At 57.7% G+C, this 23,009-nt stretch carries 21 protein-coding genes; 11 read left to right on the top strand and 10 right to left on the bottom strand.

The window, feature by feature from the left end:
• Positions 1-17: 17 nt before the first annotated feature.
• The 5 genes from QVF59_RS08015 to QVF59_RS07995 form a co-directional block, all read right to left on the bottom strand.
• Entirely contained in the window at positions 18-1,037 is a 1,020-nt protein-coding gene (locus tag QVF59_RS08015; RefSeq protein ID WP_287878699.1) for a Zn-dependent oxidoreductase, read from the bottom strand.
• A 15-nt stretch (positions 1,038-1,052) separates the two neighbouring features.
• A complete protein-coding gene (gene manD / locus QVF59_RS08010; protein WP_287878696.1) occupies positions 1,053-2,267 on the bottom strand; it encodes a D-mannonate dehydratase ManD in 1,215 nt (404 codons plus the stop codon).
• 422 nt (positions 2,268-2,689) lie between these two features.
• Positions 2,690-4,150 (bottom strand): protein adenylyltransferase SelO, encoded by a 1,461-nt coding sequence (locus QVF59_RS08005; protein ID WP_287878693.1) that lies wholly within the window; start codon positions 4,148-4,150, stop codon positions 2,690-2,692.
• Between the two features lie 46 nt (positions 4,151-4,196).
• Positions 4,197-4,664, bottom strand: a complete 468-nt coding sequence (locus QVF59_RS08000; protein ID WP_159878563.1) for a hypothetical protein — start codon at positions 4,662-4,664, stop codon at positions 4,197-4,199.
• A gap of 27 nt (positions 4,665-4,691) precedes the next feature.
• Positions 4,692-5,588, bottom strand: a complete 897-nt coding sequence (locus QVF59_RS07995) for a LysR family transcriptional regulator (RefSeq protein ID WP_159878565.1) — start codon at positions 5,586-5,588, stop codon at positions 4,692-4,694.
• 315 nt (positions 5,589-5,903) lie between these two features.
• On the opposite strand from QVF59_RS07995, the gene QVF59_RS07990 reads away from it, so the two are divergent.
• The 3 genes from QVF59_RS07990 to acs all read left to right on the top strand — a co-directional run bounded on the left by QVF59_RS07990 (position 5,904) and on the right by acs (position 9,924).
• Positions 5,904-6,215 carry a DUF485 domain-containing protein gene (locus QVF59_RS07990; protein ID WP_159878567.1) on the top strand — a complete coding sequence of 104 codons (312 nt, stop codon included), beginning with the start codon at positions 5,904-5,906 and terminating at the stop codon, positions 6,213-6,215.
• Positions 6,212-7,891, top strand: coding sequence for a cation acetate symporter (locus tag QVF59_RS07985; RefSeq protein WP_159878569.1), 1,680 nt, complete (start codon positions 6,212-6,214; stop codon positions 7,889-7,891). Before QVF59_RS07990 ends, QVF59_RS07985 begins: the two co-directional genes overlap by 4 nt.
• 68 nt (positions 7,892-7,959) lie before the next feature.
• Positions 7,960-9,924: an acetate--CoA ligase gene (gene acs / locus QVF59_RS07980; protein WP_159878571.1), complete on the top strand. Its 1,965-nt coding sequence runs from the start codon at positions 7,960-7,962 to the stop codon at positions 9,922-9,924.
• 139 nt (positions 9,925-10,063) lie between these two features.
• Here the strand turns inward: acs and QVF59_RS07975 are convergent, their stop codons facing one another.
• A complete protein-coding gene (locus QVF59_RS07975) occupies positions 10,064-10,981 on the bottom strand; it encodes a bestrophin family protein (protein ID WP_159878573.1) in 918 nt (305 codons plus the stop codon).
• 425 nt (positions 10,982-11,406) lie between these two features.
• Here QVF59_RS07975 and QVF59_RS07970 point away from each other — a divergent pair, with 425 nt between their 5' ends.
• The 8 genes from QVF59_RS07970 to rraA all read left to right on the top strand — a co-directional run bounded on the left by QVF59_RS07970 (position 11,407) and on the right by rraA (position 20,213).
• Positions 11,407-13,251 (top strand): putative nucleotidyltransferase substrate binding domain-containing protein, encoded by a 1,845-nt coding sequence (locus QVF59_RS07970; RefSeq protein ID WP_287878688.1) that lies wholly within the window; start codon positions 11,407-11,409, stop codon positions 13,249-13,251.
• A gap of 95 nt (positions 13,252-13,346) precedes the next feature.
• Positions 13,347-13,898: a hypothetical protein gene (locus QVF59_RS07965; protein ID WP_159878585.1), complete on the top strand. Its 552-nt coding sequence runs from the start codon at positions 13,347-13,349 to the stop codon at positions 13,896-13,898.
• Positions 13,895-14,473 carry an electron transport complex subunit RsxB gene (gene rsxB, locus QVF59_RS07960; RefSeq protein ID WP_287878686.1) on the top strand — a complete coding sequence of 193 codons (579 nt, stop codon included), beginning with the start codon at positions 13,895-13,897 and terminating at the stop codon, positions 14,471-14,473. The genes QVF59_RS07965 and rsxB overlap by 4 nt, the downstream gene beginning before the upstream one ends.
• On the top strand, positions 14,470-16,377 hold the full coding sequence (locus QVF59_RS07955; protein ID WP_287878683.1) for a 4Fe-4S dicluster domain-containing protein: 1,908 nt from the start codon (positions 14,470-14,472) through the stop codon (positions 16,375-16,377). The genes rsxB and QVF59_RS07955 overlap by 4 nt, the downstream gene beginning before the upstream one ends.
• Positions 16,374-17,141: an RnfABCDGE type electron transport complex subunit D gene (locus QVF59_RS07950; protein ID WP_287878680.1), complete on the top strand. Its 768-nt coding sequence runs from the start codon at positions 16,374-16,376 to the stop codon at positions 17,139-17,141. The genes QVF59_RS07955 and QVF59_RS07950 overlap by 4 nt, the downstream gene beginning before the upstream one ends.
• Positions 17,142-17,250: 109 nt before the next feature.
• A complete protein-coding gene (gene nth / locus QVF59_RS07945; RefSeq protein ID WP_287878677.1) occupies positions 17,251-17,883 on the top strand; it encodes an endonuclease III in 633 nt (210 codons plus the stop codon).
• Positions 17,884-17,982: 99 nt separating this feature from the next.
• On the top strand, positions 17,983-19,461 hold the full coding sequence (locus QVF59_RS07940) for a DegQ family serine endoprotease (protein WP_159878593.1): 1,479 nt from the start codon (positions 17,983-17,985) through the stop codon (positions 19,459-19,461).
• A gap of 272 nt (positions 19,462-19,733) precedes the next feature.
• On the top strand, positions 19,734-20,213 hold the full coding sequence (gene rraA, locus QVF59_RS07935; protein WP_287878674.1) for a ribonuclease E activity regulator RraA: 480 nt from the start codon (positions 19,734-19,736) through the stop codon (positions 20,211-20,213).
• A gap of 8 nt (positions 20,214-20,221) precedes the next feature.
• Here the strand turns inward: rraA and QVF59_RS07930 are convergent, their stop codons facing one another.
• The 4 genes from QVF59_RS07930 to panB all read right to left on the bottom strand — a co-directional run bounded on the left by QVF59_RS07930 (position 20,222) and on the right by panB (position 22,838).
• On the bottom strand, positions 20,222-20,635 hold the full coding sequence (locus tag QVF59_RS07930) for a GFA family protein (RefSeq protein WP_240902499.1): 414 nt from the start codon (positions 20,633-20,635) through the stop codon (positions 20,222-20,224).
• 155 nt (positions 20,636-20,790) lie between these two features.
• A complete protein-coding gene (gene panD, locus QVF59_RS07925) occupies positions 20,791-21,171 on the bottom strand; it encodes an aspartate 1-decarboxylase (RefSeq protein ID WP_287878670.1) in 381 nt (126 codons plus the stop codon).
• 24 nt (positions 21,172-21,195) lie between these two features.
• The gene (gene panC, locus QVF59_RS07920; protein WP_159878599.1) at positions 21,196-22,029 is read right to left on the bottom strand and encodes a pantoate--beta-alanine ligase; all 834 of its coding nucleotides are present in this window, start codon (positions 22,027-22,029) and stop codon (positions 21,196-21,198) included.
• Positions 22,030-22,046: 17 nt separating this feature from the next.
• Positions 22,047-22,838, bottom strand: a complete 792-nt coding sequence (gene panB, locus QVF59_RS07915; protein WP_045847077.1) for a 3-methyl-2-oxobutanoate hydroxymethyltransferase — start codon at positions 22,836-22,838, stop codon at positions 22,047-22,049.
• Positions 22,839-23,009: the final 171 nt, after the last annotated feature.

Here is a 23,009-nt window from a genome sequence, read left to right as displayed (position 1 = left end):
TGTATCGGTAAATTGAATTAACCAGGAAATTCCAATAAGATTTTGCAACACTCCGCTGGCTCATTTTCAAACAAATGCAATGCCACACCCACCTGATTAAAATCAAGCTTATGCGTAATTAAAGCATCAGGATTTAACTTTCCATCACCCATCCAGCAAATCACCTGAGGAAAACGCGCGCTATTCAAGCGTGATGAAAAAATGGAAAGTTCCTTGCTGGTCAGATCTTTCTGGCTGATCATGCATGGCACATCAGAAAAACCCATTATTCCAATCCTCCCTGCAGGCGAAGCCAATTCGATAGACTGCTGCAAAATGGCTGGATGACATGCTGCATCCACAATCAGGGTAGGCGTGCGTCCATACTCCTGAAAATAGTCCAATAAATAAGCATCCTGATTAGTCACAACCTGATCTGCACCACACTCGATGGCACGATCCAACCTTGATGCAATACGATCAGTCGCAACAAGATGTGCCACACCAAATACTTTTTTCAATACTTGAATCACCGCCAGCCCCATGGGACCGGCACCATAAACCAAGGCGACATCCTGCGCTGTTGGCTTTAATTGTGCGGTGATATTGGCCGCGATGCTGAATGGTTCAACCAGCGCCGCATGCAGTGCAGGGATTGTTTCTGGAACAATATGGGCATTGCTGGCAGGCACACAGGCAAACTCACTAAATCCACCATCACGGTGTACCCCAATCACCTGTAAATTCAGACAGACATTAGGTCGTCCAACCGAGCAGGGATAACATTGCCCACAACTGACCACCGGATCGATAACTACATGCTGGCCAATCCTGCTTGGCATCACGTCACTCCCGACCTGGTCAATAACACCAAAAAATTCATGCCCGATTACCCGTGGATATCTGGCAAATGGGTTATGCCCATGATAAATATGGACATCAGAACCACACACCCCGGCATAGATGACTTTTACTCTTACCTCATCATCGGCAGGTTGTGGCATCTCGCGCTGCTGTATTTCCAGCACACCAGGCTGACTAATGACTATGCTTTTCATCACGGCTCCCCTTCGTTACCAATTCCACATCGTGCCATCTTCCAGCCTGGCTATCGGTAGACAAGCTGCTTCATAGGGATATTTCTCAGCAATCTTTTCATCAAAATCCACCCCCAAACCCGGCGCATCTCCTGGGTGCATATAACCATTATTAAATATCCAGTTTCGAGGAAATGCTTCCAGCATGATTTCCGAATAGCCCATATATTCCTGAATACCAAAATTGGGAACCCATAAATCAAAGTGCAAAGCGGCTGCCATACTGATCGGAGACAAGTCGCTCGCGCCATGAGAGCCGGTGCGTATTTGATAAAGTGAAGCAAAATCAGCAATACGGCGCATACCACTGATCCCACCCGCATGCGTCACTGTCGTGCGAATAAAATCAATCAACTGCTGCTCGATTAATTGTTTGCAATCCCATATACTATTGAACACTTCCCCAACCGCAATTGGCGTAACGGTATGCTGTCTTATCAAGCGGAAACATTCCTGATTCTCTGCCGGCGTAGGATCTTCCATCCAGAATAAATGATATGGCTCAACATCTTTACCGAAACGTGCAGCTTCTATCGGTGTCAGGCGATGATGTATATCATGTAATAGGCAAGAATCCATGCCAAATTTATTACGAATCTTATCGAATACTGTTGGTATAAAATTCAGATACTTTTCCGTTGACCACAACTGCTCTTCAGGATAAACCCCTTTAGTTGCCGGCTCATACTTACCACCTTTTTGTTTTGCCAACCCATAAGCAGATGACACACCAGGAATTCCACATTGCACACGTATCGCCTGGAATCCTATTTCAAGCAACCTGGCATAATCATCCAGCACGGCATCAATGGTACTTCCCGTGCAATGGCCATACACCATGACTTTTTCGCGTGAAGCACCACCCAGCAGTTGATACACTGGCATGTTTGCTGCTTTTCCTTTGATATCCCACAAGGCCATATCAATAGAAGAAATAGCGGACATGGTTACCGGACCACGTCGCCAGTAGCCGCCTTTATAAAAATATTGCCAGATATCTTCTATTTTCTGCGCATCCCGTCCAATAAGCTGTGAGCACAGATGGTCACGCAGATACGCAGCAACGGAGAGTTCCCGCCCATTCAGGGTAGCATCGCCCACACCGCTCAACCCAGATTCCGTTGTTATTTTTAGCGTAACAAAATTTCGCCCAGGGCAACTTACGAACACATCTGCCTTGATTATTTTCATTGAATGCTCCAGCAGCCATTAGCAAAACGCAGCAATGAAAATTAATACACAAGCATCTGCCATACAAGTATTTCACACTGCCCAAAATACCAGACCATAATTTAAAAATTGAAAATAATTTCAAAATATATTTTTTGAAATTATTACAATCGGAAATATCAAAATATCAAAGAGATTTTTTTGATATTTCCGATTGATGGTGCGATGACTAGTGAGATCAATAGCTTCTGCGGTGAATTAGCTGCTTGGCATGAATGACATACTGAGCAAACCGATAAGAAAAATACTGGAGGGGGCTATGCGCCCTGCTACCCGCGGGTATCAGGAAAAGAGCTGGTAACAGGGCGCTAAAAAGAGGAAAGAGTGACAGCCAGGTATGGCACGGCACCTGACAAGCATCGGGATGAAAACCGAGCGCCGGTTTAACTGGAACAGCTAACGCTGATTTCCTGCGCCCAGGCAGGAGGCTCGGCGGCGTAAGCCTGATACTGCGGCTGCTCGTCAAAGGGGTGCTGCAGACAGTGATGCAGGCTGGCGATTTGTGAAAAATCCCCCTGCTGAGCGGCTTGAATCGCCTGCTCGGCCAGATAATTGCGCAGGATATATTTGGGGTTGACCGCCAGCATAGCAGACCTGCGCTCGGCAGCCGGCCTGGTTTCCAGCTGCAGGCGCGCAGTGTAGCGTGCAGCCAAGTCATCAAACAGGCTGCGATCCAGGAACATGTCCCGCAATGCGTGGTTGTCGCCCGCGCTGTCAAAGTCGGCCAGCCGGCGGAAGAATACGGTGTAATCGGTCTGATGCGCATGCATGGCCAACAGTAGCGCTTCGATCAGTGCGTCATCACCCTCATCCGGCACAGCAAGGCCCAGCTTGTTGCGCATCAGCTCCTGCCAGTGTTGTGAGTACTGCTCCCGATAGCCGGAGAGTGCTTCCAGCAATTGCGCTTCACTCACCAGCGGCAGGAATGCCGAGGCCAGGCAATGCAGATTCCATAAACCAACCTGGGGTTGCTGGTTGTAGGCATAGCGCCCGGCATGGTCACTGTGATTACATACATGTGCTGCGTTGAAACCATCCATAAAGCCAAACGGGCCGTAATCCAGCGTCAGCCCCAACACGGACATATTGTCGGTATTCATTACGCCGTGACAGAAGCCGACAGCCTGCCACTGAGCAATCATCCGCGCCGTTTTGCTGACAATCTCGGCGAACAGTGCTGCATAGGGCTGTTCTTGCTGCGCACAGTCAGGAAAATGATGCCGGATGATGAAGTCGGCCAGCAGCCGGATTTCATCGTGCAGGCCGCGATGGTAGAACACCTCGAAACTACCAAAGCGGACAAAACTTTCCGCCAGACGGGTGAGCACGGCCGCCGTCTCCGGCCTCTCCCGGTAAACCGGATCTGGCGAGCCGATCATGGCCAGCGCCCGGGTGGTGGGGATGCCCAGGCCATGCATGGCTTCGCTGCACAGGTATTCACGAATGGTAGAGCGCAATACGGCTCGCCCGTCTCCCATGCGTGAAAACGGGGTAAGCCCGGCTCCCTTGAGCTGCCATTCCCAGCGCTGCCCATGGGAATCTGATGTATCACCCAGCAATAGCGCGCGGCCATCACCCAGCTGGGGTACATACACCCCAAACTGATGTCCTGCATACATGGCAGCAGTGGGCTGCATGTCGTCGGCAAGCCGGTTGCCGGACAACAACGCGAGCGCTGCTGGCTGAGCTAGCGTATCCGGCTGGATGCCCAGCATTGCACACAGGGAAGCATTTGCCGCAACAAGATACGGCTGACTGAGCGCCTGGGGCTGTACCCGGCGATAGAAGGCCGGCGGCAGTTCCAGAAAGCGTTGGCCAAAGGCCAGAGAAGAAAGGGCTTGCATGGCCCGATTCTAGACGTGAGCCGGGCAGATAAACACCAGAAGGCAATCAGGGTTTTTGCCGACGCCAGACCCGACGCATGTCACGGGCAGCATTGAGCGAGGCCGAGGAGAAGCTGGTGGCAGCAAAGTGGCCGACTTGCCGGCTCATTTTGCTGACTGCGCTGCCAGAACTTTGTCCCAGCTGCAAAGCCTGCTTCATCACGCTGAAAGATGGGTGGTTGCCTGACTGTTCCAGTTGCTGCAGCAGGCGGCGGTGCATGTCATTGAGTGACTTCTCCGTTGCCAGCATCAGGTCGCGCTGATTGTCGGCCTGAGCCTGCAGCAGGGACACACCGCCCAGCAGGCTGCCATCAATCCGGCCTTGCAAATCGGCATCGGCCAGCGGGTAACCGGGCAGCCAGGCGGCAGTCCAGCTCAGACAGGCATCCTGCTGGGCATCCAGCAAGCGGCGCTGGCTCAACTCCATGGTGCTAAGGTAACGCTGGAAAGCGCTGGCAAACCACTCGTAGGCCATGAATCGTCCTTGTCTGTTGGACAACACTCAATGTGCCGCGCCCGGGCTGAGTGCCCAGACACGGATCAACTCCTGCAGCAGCGCCTCCAGAATCGGGTCACCCACCCGGTCCGAGGGATAGACGAACTGCAACTCGGCCAGTTTGCGCACACCGGGGACAACCGTCAATCGCCCGGCGGCTTCCCACTCCAGCGCTTCCTCTTCACGGGCCAGCGCAATGCCCACTCCACAGGCGACAAGTTCCAGAATGGAGGCCAGATTGTCGCTTTCTGCGACTTTCTTCGGTGAAATATTCAGTTCGCGCCAGAGTTCAGCTGTAATTTTGGACAGGCTGGAGAACTGAGACAGGCCAATCCACGGCAAACGCCCCAGATCTTTATGATTGGTCAGATCGATTCGGCTATCCCAGTTTTTGGGGATGACGATACGGAAGGGGAGATTGGTCAACAGTACGGTATTGACGTTGACGTAGGGGTTTTTACCCAGATAGAAGCCAGCATCCAGCTCTTTCTTGCGTACCAGGTTAAGGACTTCACCGGTCACCCCGTGCTGCAGACGCAAATCGAGCAGCGGGTATTTTTCCACCAGCGCCGCTACCCACTCGCCCATTTTCAGGGTGGCTGGCGTCAGGGTAAGGCCGATCTGCGCCTTACCTCCGGTTTGACCTTTGAGGCTTTTGGCATGGTTGATGATTTCCCGCGCCGAAGCCAGGATGGACTGAGCCTGGGGCAGCAGCTCCTGCCCTGCCCGTGTCATGGTGACGCCGCCGGCAGTGCGTTCAAACAAGGGCATGCCCACTTCTTCTTCCAGTGCCTTGATCTGTGCGGTCACGGCGGGCTGGGATAAATGCAGTAACTCTGCGGCCTGCGTCAGGTGCCCTTGCTGGGCTACGGTGACAAAGGTCCTCAACTGATAGATTTCCATGTACGGCCTGTTCTCCCTGCCTGTAGCGAGCGGACTACATTCGTCTGTTTTACCGACCTTATCGTGGACAACATTTTGCGGTCATTACACGCTGTTCCACAACATTTTCACGTATTTTTTTCAAAAAAAACCGTAACCACAACATGGTAAATCGAGTAAAAATACCACTATAACTCATTGTTTATTATTATTTTTTGCATTGCAGCATCCGTCTGGCAAATTTAATCAATCAAAAAAAGCGATTAGCAGGCGCAGCCTTTCGTCCCTTATGTTTCCTCCAGCGGTCAGACGATCGTTACGACAAAGGAGGATGCAATGAACGAGGACGTACTCAAGAAAGTACAGTCCAACCCGAAGTTCAAAGAGCTTGTTCACAAGAAGACAAGCCTGGGTTGGCAGCTCAGCATCGTAATGCTGGTCATTTACTATGGCTTCATTCTGATACTGGCATTTTCGCCGTCTACGCTGGGCGCACCGCTCGGCCCCGGCATGACCATGACTGTAGGCATCCCGGTAGGGATTCTGATCATTCTTTCTGCTTTCGTGCTGACCGGCCTGTACGTGCGCAAAGCCAACGGCGAGTTTGACCAGCTCAACCGCGAGATTGTAGAGGAGGCACAACAATGACAAAACGCACTGGCTCTCTCGCTCTGGCAGCATTAACGCTTTTCCCTGCCCTGGCTTTTGCCTCCGGCGCCATCGAAGGTGATGTCAAACAGCAGGCCACCAACTGGCACGCCATCATCATGTTCGTGGTGTTCGTGGCCTTTACCATGGGCATTACCTACTGGGCAGCACGCCGTACCCGTTCCGCTTCGGACTTCTACACCGCAGGCGGCGGTATCAGCGGCTTCCAGAATGGCCTGGCTATTGCCGGTGACTACATGTCGGCAGCCTCCTTCCTGGGTATTTCCGCCATGGTGTTCGACAAGGGCTATGACGGCCTGATCTACTCCATGGGCTTCTTGGTTGGCTGGCCGGTCATCCTGTTCCTGGTAGCCGAACGTCTGCGTAACCTGGGCAAATACACTTTTGCCGACGTAGCGTCCTACCGCCTGCAACAGACTCCGGTACGCATGTTTGCTGCCACTTCCACCCTGGTCGTGGTTGCCATGTACCTGATTGCCCAGATGGTTGGTGCCGGCAAGCTGATCCAGCTGCTGTTCGGCATGAACTACTCTTCCGCCGTGGTGATGGTGGGCATCCTGATGGTGTGCTACGTGCTGTTCGGCGGCATGCTGGCTACCACCTGGGTACAGATCATCAAGGCTGTGCTGCTGCTGTGTGGCGCGTCCTTCATGGCCTTCATGGTACTATCCACCGTGGGTTTCAGCCCGGAACTGATGTTCGAGAAGGCAGTTGCCGCTCACGCCAAGCACGCCGCCATCATGGCACCGGGCAAGGCTGATCCGGTTGACTCCATTTCGCTGGGCATGGCGCTGATGTTTGGTACTGCCGGTCTGCCGCACATCCTGATGCGCTTCTTCACCGTGTCTGACGCCAAGGAAGCACGCAAGTCGGTATTCTACGCAACTGGCTTCATCGGCTACTTCTACATCCTCACCTTCATCATCGGTTTTGGCGCAATCATGCTGGTGCTGAACCAGCCGGGCATGATGGAAACCATCACCAAAGATGGCAAGCAAATCACCCAACTGGTTGGTGGCAGCAATATGGCCGCCATTCACCTGGCCAATGCTGTTGGCGGTGACATGTTCCTGGGCTTCATCTCTGCGGTTGCTTTCGCCACCATCCTGGCCGTTGTAGCAGGTTTGGCCCTGTCCGGTGCCTCTGCTGTCTCGCACGACCTGTACGCCTCCGTCATCATGAAGGGCAAGGCTAACGAAGCTGACGAAATCCGTGTATCCAAGATCACTACCGTGGCACTGGGCGTCATCGCCATCGTGCTGGGCTTGGTGTTCGAAAAGCAGAACATTGCCTTCATGGTGGGTCTGGCCTTCTCGATCGCGGCTTCCGCCAACTTCCCGGTACTGTTCCTGTCCATGTTCTGGAAAGGTCTGACCACTCGCGGTGCCGTAATCGGCGGCTTCATCGGCCTGGCTACTGCCGTGGTGCTGATTGTCTTGGGACCGGCAGTATGGGTGGATGTGATGAAACACAAAGCCGCCCTGTTCCCGTACAAGAACCCGGCCATTTTCTCCATCACCCTGGCGTTCGTAACCACCTGGCTGTTCTCGGTGACCGACAACTCCAAGTCTGCTGCTGAAGAAAAAGCCAAGTTCGATGCCCAGTTCGTCCGCTCCATGACCGGCATTGGTGCCTCCGGCGCTTCCAAGCACTAATCGTTTCACCCTGGGCCGCATCCTGCGGGATGCGGCTACAGCACGACAAAACATAAAAGGAGAAGGTAATGTCCACCCTCGAGTCCATTCTGAAAGAAACCCGCAGCTTTCCGCCGTCCGACGACTTCCGCCACAAGGCTACGGTTTCGGGCATGGAAGCCTACAACGCACTGTGCGAACAGGCTGATGACAGCTACCTGTCGTTCTGGGGGGACCTTGCCCGCGAACTGATCACCTGGAAAAAGCCCTTCTCGCGGGTTCTGGATGATAGCAACGCACCTTTCTTCAAATGGTTTGACGATGGCGTTCTGAACGTCTCCTACAACTGCCTGGACCGTCACCTGCCGCTCAACGCCAACAAGATCGCCCTGATCTTCGAAGCTGATGATGGTGAAGTGACCCGGGTTACCTATTCCGAACTGCACCGCCGCGTTTGCCAGTTTGCCAATGGCCTGAAGAGCCTGGGCATTGGCAAGGGCGACCGTGTGGTCATCTACATGCCGATGGTGATTGAGGCCATCGTGGCCATGCAGGCCTGCGCCCGTATCGGTGCCATCCACTCTGTGGTATTCGGTGGTTTCTCAGCAGGTGCCGTGCGCGACCGTATCCAGGATGCCGGTGCCAAGCTGGTGATTACCGCTAATGAAGGCCTGCGCGGCGGCAAAACCGTTCCGCTGAAGGCCACCGTGGACGAAGCCCTGGCACTGGAAGGCTGCGAATCTGTACAGAACGTAGTGGTTTACCAGCGCACCAATGGCGGCGCACAGTGGACCGAAGGCCGCGACGTATGGTGGCACAAGCTGGTGGAAGGCCAGGCCGAAGCCTGCGAACCGGAATGGATGCTGGCTGACGACCCGCTGTTCATCCTGTACACCTCCGGCTCTACCGGCAAACCAAAAGGCATCCAGCACAGCAGCGCTGGCTATCTCCTGGGTGCCATCAACAGCTTCCGCTGGGCTTTTGACTACAAACCGAATGATGTGTACTGGTGCACCGCCGATGTGGGCTGGATCACCGGTCACTCCTATATCTGCTACGGCCCGCTGGGCATCGGCGCCACCCAGGTGGTGTTCGAAGGTGTACCGACCTACCCGGATGCCGGTCGCTTCTGGCGCATGATCGAGCAGCACAAGGTCAGCATTTTCTACACGGCACCGACCGCCATCCGCTCGCTGATCAAACTGGGCAACGACCTGCCCAAGCAGTTCGACCTGTCCAGCCTGCGCCTGTTGGGCACCGTGGGCGAGCCGATCAATCCGGAAGCCTGGATGTGGTACTACGAAGTGGTGGGCGGTGGCCGCTGCCCTATCGTGGACACCTGGTGGCAAACCGAAACCGGCTCGGCCATGATTGCGCCGATCCCGGGTGCCGTACCCACCAAGCCGGGCTCTTGCACCCTGCCGCTACCGGGCATCATTGCCGATATCGTGGACGAATCGGGCGCGCAGGTGGAACCGGGCCGCGGTGGCTTCCTGGTGATCAAAAAGCCCTTCCCGTCTCTGGTACGTACCATCTGGAACGACCCGGACCGCTTCAAGAAAACCTACTTCCCGGACGAGTTCAACGGCCAGTACTACCTGGCTGGCGACTCGGCCAACCGCGACGAAAACGGCTACTTCTGGATCATGGGCCGTATCGACGATGTGCTGAATGTATCCGGCCACCGTCTGGGCACCATGGAAATCGAATCGGCACTGGTGGCCAACCCGCTGGTGGCCGAAGCCGCCGTGGTGGGCAAACCGCATGAAGTGAAGGGTGAAGCCGTGGTGGCCTTCGTGGTACTGAAGGGTGCCCGTCCGGAAGGCGATGAAGCCAAGAAGATTGCGGCCGAACTCAAGAACTGGGTGGCCCACGAAATCGGCAAGATCGCCCAGCCGGACGACATCCGCTTTGGCGAAAACCTGCCCAAGACCCGCTCCGGCAAGATCATGCGCCGTCTGTTGCGCTCGATCGCCAAGGGCGAGGAAATCACACAGGACGTTTCCACGCTGGAAAACCCGCAGATTCTGGGCCAGCTGCAAAACCCCATCTGAATCAGTTCAGGAGCACACTGACCTTGAGCCCGGTGATTTCACCGGGCTTTTTTTTATTGTGCAGAACTGGCCGCACAGCACAGTACATCACTAGCAGAGATTTTGCCCACCGGCATGCAAGCCAGCCATAGTGCATCACTCAATGCAGATAAACCCCTTCTGGCTGTGGCGCTTCCACCCCAACCGGCAGACCCTGCATCTCCCGTACTGCAGATTCGATGGTATGACATAGCGCAGCCAGTGGCAGATCATTGCCTTCACGGCCAAACGGTTCTTCCAGCTCTTCCCCTATCACCTCCAGTGCCAGATAAGTGTAGGCAATGAATACCGCAATGGGCGGAGTCAGCCAGCCTATGCTGCTGACCAGCCCCATCGGTAGCAGCAGGCTGTAAATGGTGACCGTACGGTTCAACAGAACGCGGTATGTATAAGGAATCGGTGTGGTGTCGATGCGCTCGCAACCGCCCAGGATTTCCGACATGGTGTTCAGCTTGTGGTCCAGCGCATGCCACTGCAACTCGCTGATGCAGCCTTCGCGCTGCAATTGCTGGATCAGCTCTCCCAGGCGTCGCAGGATGATGGCAGGTGCAAAACGCGCAGCCAGCACTTCGTCCTGCAGACTGGCAGGCAGCAGCCGCAGCAGGTGTTGGCAATCGTGCTCCAGTCGCAGCTGTGCTTTCAGCGCATAGGCAAAGGCACACAGCAAGTCTGCGGCCTCGGCAGTGAGCGGATGGCGCGGCACCGCCGACAGCAGTTGCCGGGTAATCGAGCGATTGACAATCAGCAAGCCGCCCCACAGCTTGCGCGCCTCCCAAAAGCGTTCATAACTGACCGAGTTGCGAAAACCAAGGAAGATAGCCAGCGACACGCCCAGCAGGGTAAAGGTGGGAATGCTGAGCGCAGAGTCTCCGAAACTGCTGAGCCACCAATGGCGTACCGATGCCGCCAGCACCGCAATCAGCAAGACCAGCAACAGCCGTGGCAGGATGCGCGGCAAAACCGAGCCATGCCAGACAAACAGCAGACGGAACCAGCTGAGGGAGGAACGGACAATCATGGGCAATATCAGTAAAAGGTGGTGAAGCTGTCATGATAAGACATTGCCGTTTATGTTGCAGTGCAAAACATTCACTCACCCTGGCATTCAATGTCGGCTAACATAATCTGCCAATATGCTAAGCACGCCATATTGCGAGGCAGGCATTGCGCCAAGGCACTTAGCCATCTACCACGAGAGCAAGCAGCTTAATTTGCCTGCCAGTATGAACGGGCGGTAAAACCTACTGCCCATACGGGTCTTATTCCGAGAAATCTCAAACTGCGTGGATAACGCGATTGCCCCCAGAGCGCTGCGGCACCATAGCGCCCGCCGGTACCCGTGTGGCCAAGGTCGATACCAGGAGAAAGCGGATTTCCCCAATATCCGACCCGGTATGCCATCTTTATATTGAACGCCGTTTTGGCCAACTGCGGAGCCCAACCATGCCCACCCCCTTCCCGGCCGACTGGCAGGCACTGCTCCTGCACGAACCTTTTGCCGCCATGACAGAGGAACAGCTAGCCTTACTGGCCAGTCATGCACGCCGACAACATTTTTCACGCGGCAGCAGCTTGACTAGCCCGCAGGCCGGGCCAGCCAGCCAGCTGTTCATCGTGGTGGACGGCCAGGTACTGGCAGAAGACATCTATAGCGGCCAGCCTTTTGCCATGCTGGGTCAGGGCGACATGTTTCCGCTAGGTGCCCTGCTGGCACAGCGACCGGTAAGCAATCATTACCGCGTCGACAGCGACTGCATGGTGTTGCAACTGCCACGCGCAGCCTTTGTCGCGCTTTGTGCAGAAGCACCAGCTTTCCAACTGTTTTGTACCCAACGCCTGGCCAACCTGCTGTCCCGCGCCAGACAGTTGCACCCCTCGGCACTGGGCGGACAGGGACTCAGCCTGCATACACCGCTGTCTGCTGTCATCCAGCGGCCACCGGTCACCTGCCGGCCAGATACCCCCCTGCGCCCCCTGCTGGAGCAGATGCAGACTGAGGGGGTGGGCTCGGTCGTGATCACCAGCCCTGAACAGCGCCTGCTCGGGCTGTTTACCCTGCGTGACTTACTGAGTGCGCATCTGGCAGGCCGGGGAGACGACACCCCGGTAAAAGACATGATGCGCCAGCCTGGCTGCATCCTTCCCCCCAGCGCCCTGGCCAGCGAAGCGATGCTGGCACTGGTGCAAAGTGGTGAACGCCATGTGATGGTGTGCGAGGGCAGCACGCTGGTGGGTATTGTTTCCGAGCACGACCTGTATCGCCTGTCGCGGCTGGACATGAAGGAGATGCTGCAACGCCTGAGCCGCTGTGACAGCACTGCGGCGCTGGCCGGCGTAGCGGCCACCTTTCGTCGTCAGGTAGTCGCCCTGTTCAAGCAAGGCATGGATGCAGATGCCAGCACCCGCTTGCTCAGCCTGTTCAATGACCAGTTACTGGCACGGCTGTGCCAGCTGCATCTGGCCGAGGCCGGACTGGAAGACGTGGAAGTCTGCTGGCTGCAATTTGGCAGCAGTGGCCGCCAAGAGAACACGTTGACCTCGGATCAGGACAGCGGGCTGGTATTTCGCAGCAGCAGCCCGCTGCGCCAGCAGCAGCTTTCCCAGCAGCTGCCAGCTATTGCCCAGCGCATCTGTTCGGCACTTAGCGCCTGCGGCATTCCCTTGTGCCGTCATGGCGTCATGGCTGGCAACCCCAGCCATTGCCTGTCGCTTGAGGACTGGAGCGATACCTTTCTCAGCCAGCTGATGCTGTCACCGGATAGTGCCGGTCATGTCGGTCTGTATCTGGATATGCGCCCTGCCTGGGGGCAGCATACCTTGGGTCTGGAGCTGGCCAGCGCACTACGTCAGCGTGCCACCGACCCTGCCGTGCTGCGGGCACTCAGCCGCAATGCCCGCAGCTATCAGCCGCCGCTAGGCTGGAGTGGTCGCCTGCAAACCAACCAGGATGACAAGCTCGACCTCAAGCCAGCGCTGGACCTGTTTGTCGACGGTGCCCGCATTCTGGCATTACAGGCCGGCTCGGCGGCCAGCCGCACCTGCGAGCGCTTTGCTGCAGCTGCAGATCTGCCTGGACTGAGCAGCAGCGATTGCCAGAGCTTCGCCGACAGCGCCCGTTTCCTGCAGGATCTGCGTCTGCGACATCAACTTGCATGCCAGGAAAATGGCGAACGCCTGGACAACCTGATCGATCCGCAGCAACTGGGGACTCTGGACGCCCGCATCCTGAAGGAAACACTGCGCCAGGCCCGTAAACTGCAGGCTTGGTTGGGTCAGCATCTGCCCTGAACAACAGATTGCGCCCCACTACGCGGCGGGCAAGGTTGTGAAGCAGCCACGAAACCCGGATAATTTTGCGGTTTTGCTTTCCGGGTTTTCCAGCCATGAATTCTGGGCTTTATCTGCCGCTGCTGGTCGCACTGGCATTTTGCCAGCATCTCAGCCAGCGGCAGGCCAATGATGTTGGCCGTTTGCTGCTGAGTGCAGCCGCCACCGGTCTTGCCTGCCTGATCAGCCTGCTACTGGGTACAATCCTGCTAGCCATGGCTGGCCAGCTAAACGGCAGCGGCCACTCCCTATGGCCGGCGCTGCTGGTCGGCACAGTCTGTCCGCTACTGCTGAATGCATTGCTGCTGCAAGTTGCTGCCACCCAGGCACGCTGGCTCGGCCTGCGCTGGTACTGGCTGTTGCTGGACAATCTGCTGCTAGGCCTGCCCCTGTTCAGCTCTACCATCCCTTCCGGCACGCTGGCTGGCAGCCTGCTAACCTTATTGCCGGTACTGCTGTTCAGCCTGCTGCTGGCGCAGTTTGCCACCCTGCCGCAACGCTTGGAGCGTTGCAATCTGCCAGCAGCGCTGCGTGGCCAGCCCGCCTTGCTGGCATGCGCGCTGCTGCTGGCGCTGGCCCTGCACCGTCTAGGAGCCCATCTGTCATGAGTATTGCCATCCAGTTCACCCTGCTGTTACTGGCCGGCATCCTGCTGCTACGCCTGTTGCGCCACATTGCCGCCCGTCAACAACCCGCAGTTGACGATCTACGTTCTCTGGCTGAACGTATTGACGCCATCCTGCCCCAAACCCAGTGTGGCCAGTGCGGCCATCCCGGCTGCCAACCCTATGCCGATGCCCTGGCCAAGGGCGAAGACCGCATCAACCGCTGCCCACCCGGCGGTGAGGAAGGCATCCACAAACTGGCCGCCCTGCTGCACGTGGACTATCTGCCATTTGCCGCCGATGCTCCGCCCGGCAAACCCAAGGCCGTCGCCCTGATCGATGAAAGCACCTGTATCGGCTGTACCCTGTGCATCCAGGCCTGTCCGGTCGACGCCATTCTGGGTTCGGCCAAACAGATGCACACCGTACTGGCTGATGAATGCACCGGCTGTGAACTCTGCCTGACACCCTGCCCGGTGGACTGCATCAGCATGCGCCCCGCCACAACACCGGCAGACTGGCGCTGGGGCTACCCGGTGATTGCCATCAAGGCAGTAAAGAGCGAGGCCATGAGATGAGGCACTTTGTCTCCTTATCAGGTGGTTTCAAACTGCCCCTGCAGGCAGAGGATCACCCCTCCGTGCCGCTGAGCACCCTGCCGCTTCCTTCGCAGCTGGTGCTGGCGCTGCAAGACAGCCAGCCCTGCGTGAGCATTGGCCAACAAGTGCTGAAATACCAGCAGCTGGCCAATGCCGACAGCCAATACGGCACCGCCCTGCATGCGCCGACATCCGGCCGCATCATTGCCATCCGCCAGCAAGTACAGGCCTTGCCCGGTACACCGCTGGCCAGCAGCCTGATACTGGAAGTGGACGGCCACGACGCAGCTTTGCCACTGAACCCGGCCTCCCCAGCGCAACTGACCCGGCTCGACCTTGCCCTGCAACTGCAGGAAATGGGAGTAACTGGCAACCACGGTCCGCTGCTGCCACTGGAGTGGGCCACACAGCAGCAAGCCCTGCCCTTGCTGATAATCAATGCCGTCGAAGACGAACCCGGCCTTGCTGCCGTCAGCACACTGCTGAGCGCACAGGCAGACGCGGTTGTGGCCGCAATTGCCATGCTGGAACAGGTATTGCAGCCAACACGTATTGCCATTGCCATCCAGCAACAACAGCATGCGGCTCTCAAGGCCATGCACACCGCCGCAGCCGGACGCAACTGGCATATCGCAACCATTACCGCACCCTACCCGGCGGCGGATGAAGCTAGCCTGTGCACACTGCTGGCCCGGCCGGAAGAGTCCCGTTTCAGCCTGTGCCTGCCGGTGGATGCAGTTGCCGCCGCCGGTGCCGCCATCCTGCAAGGACAGCCCTGCATCAGCCGCATGGTCAGCCTGGGCGGCAAATTAGCCCGCCCCAGCAATGTACTGGCACTACTGGGCACTCCACTCAGCCATGTGATGGCGTTTGCCGGCGCAGCTGCCTGCCAGGACATCGGCCACGGCGGTAGCTTGCGCGCTTATACCCTGCCTGCCGCCCAAGCCGATGCGCTTGGCTTGCACTGGCACAGCAACTGCCTGCAAGCAATTGCGCTGGCTAGCGCGCCCTCCGTTCAAGACTGTGTCCGTTGCGGCGATTGCGCACGCATCTGCCCCAGTCAGCTACAGCCGCAGGAACTCTACTGGCACTGCCGCCAGCAGGACACGGCACAGGCACTGACATGGGGCCTGCCAGATTGCAGCCTGTGTGGTTTGTGCAGCGCAGTCTGCCCCAGTCAACTGCCTTTGCTGGAGCAGTTCCGCCACAGTGCACTGCAATACCGTAGCGCACAGCAACAACAACAGGTGGCAGACCAGGCCCGGCAGCGGCATCGTTTTCGCCAGCTCCGTCTGGAACGGGACAAGCAGGAAAAAGCCCAACGACTGGCAGAACGGGCGGCAGAACAGGCAGCAAAACGCGAGCAGGCAGCCAGTACGCCACAAATAGCCGCCAAGGCCACCACCGATAGCGCAGACAAACAGGCGGCCATCGCTGCCGCCATGGCACGGGCTGCGCAGCGCAACAGCCAGCATCAGGAAAAGCAGTCCACTGGCCACCGTGACGACAGCCAGCCGGATGCACGCGCCGCCGCCATTGCCGCCAGCCGTCAGGCGACAATCGATGCCGCCATGGCACGTGCGGCAGCACGCAAGGCTGCGCAGGATGCCGCCAAGGCTGTCAGCACTGATACGCACCATCCGTCAGTGCCAGCCAACGCAATCAGCGACAAGCAAGCACTGATTGAAGCTGCCATGCAGCGTGCCGCCGCTCAGAAATCAGCACAGGCCGCCACCGCCCCCACCAGCATGGATGCGGACAAGAAAGCCCTGATCGCAGCCGCCATGCAGCGTGCCGCCGCGCAAAAAACCGCACAGCAGGCTGCGCAACAAGAAGACAATACAGCCCCGACAGACAAGGCAAACGGACCGGAGAACCCATGATATCCACCACGATACGTCTTGCCCCTACCCTGGCCTGCCGCCAACGCCAGACGCTGCTGGCCTTGCTGCCTGCCGTACTGGTTTGGCTGGCCCAGCAAGGCGAGCCGGCACTATTCAGCCTGCTGCTGGCCCTATCCTGCAGCCTGCTTGGGGAAATCGCCTGTCTCTACCTGCGCAAACAGACCATCTCCCAAGCCTGGCAGCAAGCAAGCAGCCTGCTGAGCGGGGTACTGCTCAGCCTGCTGTTCCCTGCGGCCAGCTCTCCTGTAGTGCTGATCGCTGCCTGTATGGCAGCCGTCCTGCTGCGCCAGTTAAGCAACGGTCCCTTTCATCCGGTAACGGTCAGCCTGCTTCTGCTGGCACCGTGGCTGCCGACGGCCCTGCCGGTTACCAATCTGCCGCTGTCGCTGGCCTTGCTGATGGGCTGTCTATGGCTGGCTTGGCGACATCTGCTTGCCTGGCAGGCTCCGACGGGCGTGGTGCTGGTACTGCTGCTCAGCCTGCCGCAGGGAACCGGCTGGATGTTGCTGCAGCCGGCATTGTGGCTGCTGGCCGGCTGGGTGATGACTGACGGCAACAGCACCCCCATTACCCCGCGTGGCCGGCTACTGCATGGCGTGGCCGCCGGATTGCTCTGCGGAGGTCTGAGTCTGCAAGACAGCTGGATGAACATCGGCAGCGTGCTGGCAGCCAGCCTGCTCTTGCTCAGCGCGTGTGCGCCGCTGCTTGACCGGCTGCTGCTGTCGCCGCCATCCCGCACGTAGAAACCGCAGGCTGTTCGGGCTTGGCATGGCCTGCGCTACAATAGCAGGCCTGCCCGCCCCTCACTTGCACCGGCAGCCCAAGTACCAAACCCGCCCCAGGCCGACCAACATGAATGCCACCAAGCGCTACGAAATCTTCCGCCGCCTGCGCGAGCACACGCCCAAGCCCAGCACGGAACTGGAATACCGCACACCGTTCGAGCTGCTGATTGCCGTATTGCTGTCAGCCCAGGCAACCGATGTAAGCGTCAACAAAGCCACCCGCCCGCTATATGCGGTGGCCAATACCCCGGCAGCCATGCTGGCATTGGGTGAGGAAACCCTGGCCGATTACATCAAGACTATCGGCTTGTACCGTACCAAGGCCAAGAATGTCATCGCCACCTGTCGTTTGCTGCTGGAAAAGCATGGCGGCGAAGTTCCGGATGACCGCGAAGCACTGGAAGCCCTGCCCGGCGTTGGCCGTAAAACCGCCAATGTGGTACTAAACACCGCGTTTGGCCACCCCACCATTGCGGTGGATACCCATATTTTCCGCGTAGCCAACCGCACCCGGTTGGCACCGGGCAAGGACGTGCGTGAGGTTGAAGACAAACTGGTGCGCTACGTACCGGCTGAATTCAAGGTAGACGCCCACCACTGGCTGATTCTGCATGGTCGCTATGTATGCAAGGCGCGCAAGCCGGAATGCCATCGCTGCGTGATTGCCGATCTGTGTGAATACCCGGCAAAACCGGTATGATTGAATCAATGCGGCCTGCTGCAGTCTGGCCGCAGTTCCCTGGAAATACAGCGGATCGTCCCTATATCGGTCTGAAAGCTTCCCCGAAAGGATAATTCTGTGACTCCGTATCTTCGCCCCATTGTCGGCGCCCTTCTGGCTGCGTCGTTGCTCTCGGGTTGCGACAAGATCGAAAGCCTGTTCCACAAGCAGAGCCAGCCGGCCCCGGTAGCCGTGCCTGCACAGTCGGACGGGCGTGTCGCCATGTTGCTGCCCGACTTTACCCAGCTGGTCGAACGTGACGGCCCCGCAGTGGTAAACATTCAGGCCAACCGCACAGAGGCAGCACCACAGCAAAGTGAATTGCCCTTCCCGGTACCGGAAGACGACCCGCTGTTCGACTTCTTCAAGCGCTTCATTCCCAATCAGCCTAACCAGCAGGACCAAACACCGGAAGAAAGCGTGTCCTATGGTTCCGGCTTCATCATCAGCGATGACGGCTTCATCATGACCAATGCCCACGTGGTGAGCGGCGGCAGCCAGATCAAGGTGATGCTGACCGACAAGCGCGAACTCAAGGCGCGCCTGGTGGGCCTGGACAAGCGCACCGACGTGGCCCTGCTGAAGGTGGATGCATCCAGCCTGCCGGTGGTCAAGGTGGGCAGCCCGTCCCAGTTGAAAGTGGGCGAGTGGGTAGCCGCCATCGGCGCACCCTTTGGCTTTGAAAACACCGTCACCGCAGGCATTGTGTCGGCCAAGGGCCGCAGTCTGCCCGATGAAAACTACGTTCCTTTCATCCAGACCGATGTTGCCATCAATCCAGGCAACTCCGGCGGACCGCTATTCAACCTGCGCGGTGAAGTGGTTGGCATCAACTCACAGATCTACAGCCGCTCTGGTGGCTTCATGGGCATTTCCTTTGCGATCCCGATTGATCTGGCCATGAATGTGGCCGAGCAGATCAAGGCCAAGGGCAAGGTCAGCCGTGGTCAGCTGGGCATCAATATCCAGGAAGTATCACAAGAGCTGGCACAGTCCTTCGGCCTGCCGCGCCCCAGCGGTGCGCTGGTCGTGCGAGTAGATCCGCAAGGCCCTGCCGGCAAAGCTGGCCTGCAGACCGGGGATATCATCCTGAAAATGGATGACCGCAGCATCGAAAGCTCCAAAGACCTGCCGATGATGGTTGGCTCGCTACAACCAGGTGCCAAGGTAAAGCTGTCGGTGTGGCGCAAGGGCGAAGAAAAAACCATCCAGGCCACGCTGGGTGAACTGGCTCCCGAAGCCACTCCGCAAGCCAAGCAGCAAGATGAAGCCGCGCCGCAGAACTACCAGTTCAGCAAGCTGGGATTGACGGTGACCGAACTCACCACGCGCCAGCGTACCGAGCTGGGCCTCAACGGCGGCTTGCTGGTACAGAAAGCGCAAGGCGCGGCGGCCCGTTCCGGCCTGCAACATGGTGATGTGATCATGGGGCTGAACCAGAATGAAATCACCACGGTAAAAAGTTTCGAAAAAGCCCTGTCAAGTGCACATGGCAAGATAGCCTTGCTGGTACGGCGCCAGGACAACACGCTGTTCGTACCGCTCCGCCTCGATTGATATGCCGACAAGCCGCCGCAAGGCGGCTTCAGGCTGCTAACATCATAATTTGATGAATCTCCTCCGGACCCGGCAAAGCCGGGCCTTTCGAGGAAGTGATTGCGTTGGCAGCCTTACCGTTTATTCCCAATCCCCCCGCCCTTGCCCTGCAAGGGAGCCTCGCTTTCCTGTCTGAAAGCGAGATGGGTATTGTCAACAAACCAAAGCCGCCGCAAGGCGGCTTTTTCACGGCTGCCGACATCCAATAAACCAGCAAAAGCAAAGGAGAGAAAATGAGTTTTCTGACAACTGATCTGTGTGATGCCAATGAAGGCCGGGTGCGCGTGGTCGAGCCCATGTTCCAGCGCTATGGCAACCATGCCCGCTTTGCCGGACAAATCGTCACCCTCAAGCTGTTTGAAGACAACACCCTGGTGCGCGAAACCCTGGCTCAGGACGGCCATGGCAAGGTGTTGGTGGTGGATGGCGGCGGTTCGCTGCGTTGTGCGCTGCTGGGTGACCAGATCGGCGACCTGGCGGTAGCCAATCGCTGGGAAGGGGTAGTGATTTACGGCTGCATCCGTGACTCCGTGGCACTGAACCAGTTGCCGCTGGGAATCCGTGCGCTGAACACTCATCCGCTGAAGTCGGTTAAACGCGGCGAAGGTCAGCGTGATCTGCCAGTCTGCTTTGGCGGTGTCACCTTTACCTCCGGTGAGTGGCTGTATGCCGATGAAGATGGCGTGATCGTCTCGTCCGCAGCACTGCTGTAAGCAGGCGGTCAGACACCATCGTGGCTGCGGGCGTGTACCGGCAGGGCTGCCTGCTCGGCCGGTTCGCCCCAGCCCAGATGTTCCTGCCACCAGGTATGGAACTCTGGAGTCAACTGCTCCGGCACGTCCAGCGTAGCCGCCGTGATGTCGATATCGTCCGGATCGGACTCATGCTGATAACTGAGTGTCGCCCCGCAATGCGGGCAGAAGCCGCGCTGCACGGCAGCAGATGAATGGTAGTACATCGGTTTTTCACTAAGCCATTCCAATTCGATCAAGCGTACGGTAAACCAAGTGAGAAAGGCGGCACCGCTAGCCTTGCGGCAGCTCTGACAATGGCAGTGTGTAACATGAAAAGGCTGGCCATTTACCCGATAGCGCACCGCGCCACACAGGCAGCCGCCGTTCAGAATGCTGCTCATGCTGGTCTCCTGCGGCCAGGTGTGTGGCCTGGCCATGCACCGACACTTGATTGGCTCGTTCAGGAACTATAGACAGCTATAAGCAATCTTGCAAAATGTCACATGACCAAAAAAAACGATGCCGCAGCATCGTTTTGGTCCGGCTCAGTCTGTATTCAGGCCGGCTGGGTTGGTGTCTTGTTATCCAACGCCGTCATCTGATTGTTTTCGTCCACAAACACCAGCTTGGGCTGGTGATTGGCCAGTTCGACATCCTCGTACTGGGCAAAGGAAGCGATGATCAGCAAATCGCCCGGCGCAGCACGGCGCGCGGCCGAGCCATTGACCGAGATCACGCCGGAACCGCGTTCGGCCTTGATGGCATAGGTGGCAAAACGCTCGCCGTTATTGACGTTCCAGATCTGGACTTCCTCGTACTCGCGGATATCGGCGGCTTCCAGCAGGTTTTCGTCGATGGCGCAGGAGCCGATGTAATGCAGTTCTGCATGCGTGGTGGTGACGCGGTGCAGCTTGGACTTGAGCATGATACGTTGCATGGTTCTGGTCTTTCCTTGCCCGGCTTAGCGGGACACTTCCACATTATCGATCAGACGGGTACGTCCCAGACGGGCTGCCGCCAGCACCACCAGGCGCTTCTCGCCGGCATGGGCCACTTCCAAGGTATCGGCATGGCGTACCTCGACATAATCCACCGTCCAGCCTGCCTGTTGCAGATCAGCACTGGTTTTGGCTTCCAGCGCCGCATAGTCGCTGTCTCCAGCCTGCAACGCATCACGCATGGCCGACAGGTTACGGTACAGGCGCGGCGCTTCGGCACGTTCCTCCGCCGTCAGGTAGCCATTGCGTGAGGACAACGCCAGGCCGTCTTCGGCGCGACCAGTATCCACCGGGATAACAGCCACCGGGATGTTCAGGTCGTCGACCATCGCCTTGATGACATGCAGTTGCTGGAAGTCCTTCTTGCCGAAACAGGCCACATCAGGCTGCACGATATTGAACAGTTTGCTCACCACCGTAGCCACGCCACGGAAATGGCCGGGACGGAAGGCACCGCACAGCTCGTTCTGGATGTGCGGCGGTTCTACGTTGAAATCCTGCTTCACACGCGGGTACAACTCCTGCTCAGTGGGGAAGAACAGTGCATCCACACCTGCGGCTTCCAGCTTGGCGCAGTCGGAATCGAAAGTACGCGGATAGGCATCAAAATCCTCGCCCTGACCAAACTGCAGGCGATTGACAAAAATGCTGACCACCACTTTGTCGGCATGTTCATGCGCGGCGGCAACCAGCGCGAGGTGTCCCTCGTGCAGATTACCCATGGTGGGAACAAAGGCCAGCTTACCGGCCTGGCGACGCCATGCACGCATGGCTGCCACGCTGCGGATGATTTCCATTTCCTTACCCTTTTGGCTTAGAAGGTATGTTCGGCAGCCGGGAACGTCCCTGCCTTGACTGCCTTGACGTAGGCTTCGACCGCACCCTGGATGCTGCCGGCCTCATTCATGAAATTCTTGACGAAACGGGCTTTCTTGCCCGGATACACGCCGAGGATGTCGTGCAATACCAGTACCTGGCCGCTGACATCGGCACCGGCACCAATGCCGATGGTGGGCACGGCAACCGCCTCGGTCACGCGGGCGGCCAGTTCGGCGGGTACACATTCCATCAGCACCAGGCTGGCACCGGCATCAGCCAGCTTGCGGGCATCATCCAGCAGGCGCTCGGCATCGCTCTGGGTCTTGCCCTGCACACGATAACCGCCAAAGGTGTTGACGAACTGCGGGGTGAGGCCGATGTGGGAACAGACCGGAATGCCGCGTTCCACCAGGAAACGGGTGGTTTCTGCCATGAAACCGCCGCCTTCGAGCTTCACCATATGGGCACCGGCCTGCATCAGGCGGGCGGCACTGGCAAAAGCCTGCTGTGGGCTTTCCTGGTAGCTGCCGAACGGCAGGTCGCTCAGTACCATGGCATCGCCAGCACCAGCGGCAACGCAACGGGTGTGGTAGACCATTTCTTCCATGGTCACCGGCAGGGTGGAATCACGATTCTGGATCACCATGCCCAGAGAATCGCCCACCAGCAGAATCTCTACCCCGGCCTGATCAAGGAGGGTGGAAAAGCTTGCGTCATAGCTGGTGAGCATGACGATCTTCTGGCCTTCGGCGGCCATCTTCTGCAGGGTGTTGACGGTAATTTTCATACCTGTACTTCCTCGGTGTGGTCGGGAAATGCAAGGCGTCACTTGTATTCAGACGCTCTTGTTGAAGTAGCTGCGCTGTCCGCGCATCTCGCTGATGCAGCGCAACAATAGCTCGAAATCCTCGTTACCATCAACCAACTCCAGATGGTCGGTATTGACGATCAGCAAGGG

This window comes from Aquitalea sp. (assembly GCF_030150775.1).
GTDB lineage: Bacteria > Pseudomonadota > Gammaproteobacteria > Burkholderiales > Chromobacteriaceae > Aquitalea > Aquitalea denitrificans.
Note: the sequence above shows the minus strand (reverse complement) of the source record. Positions and strands in the feature narration are given on the sequence as shown.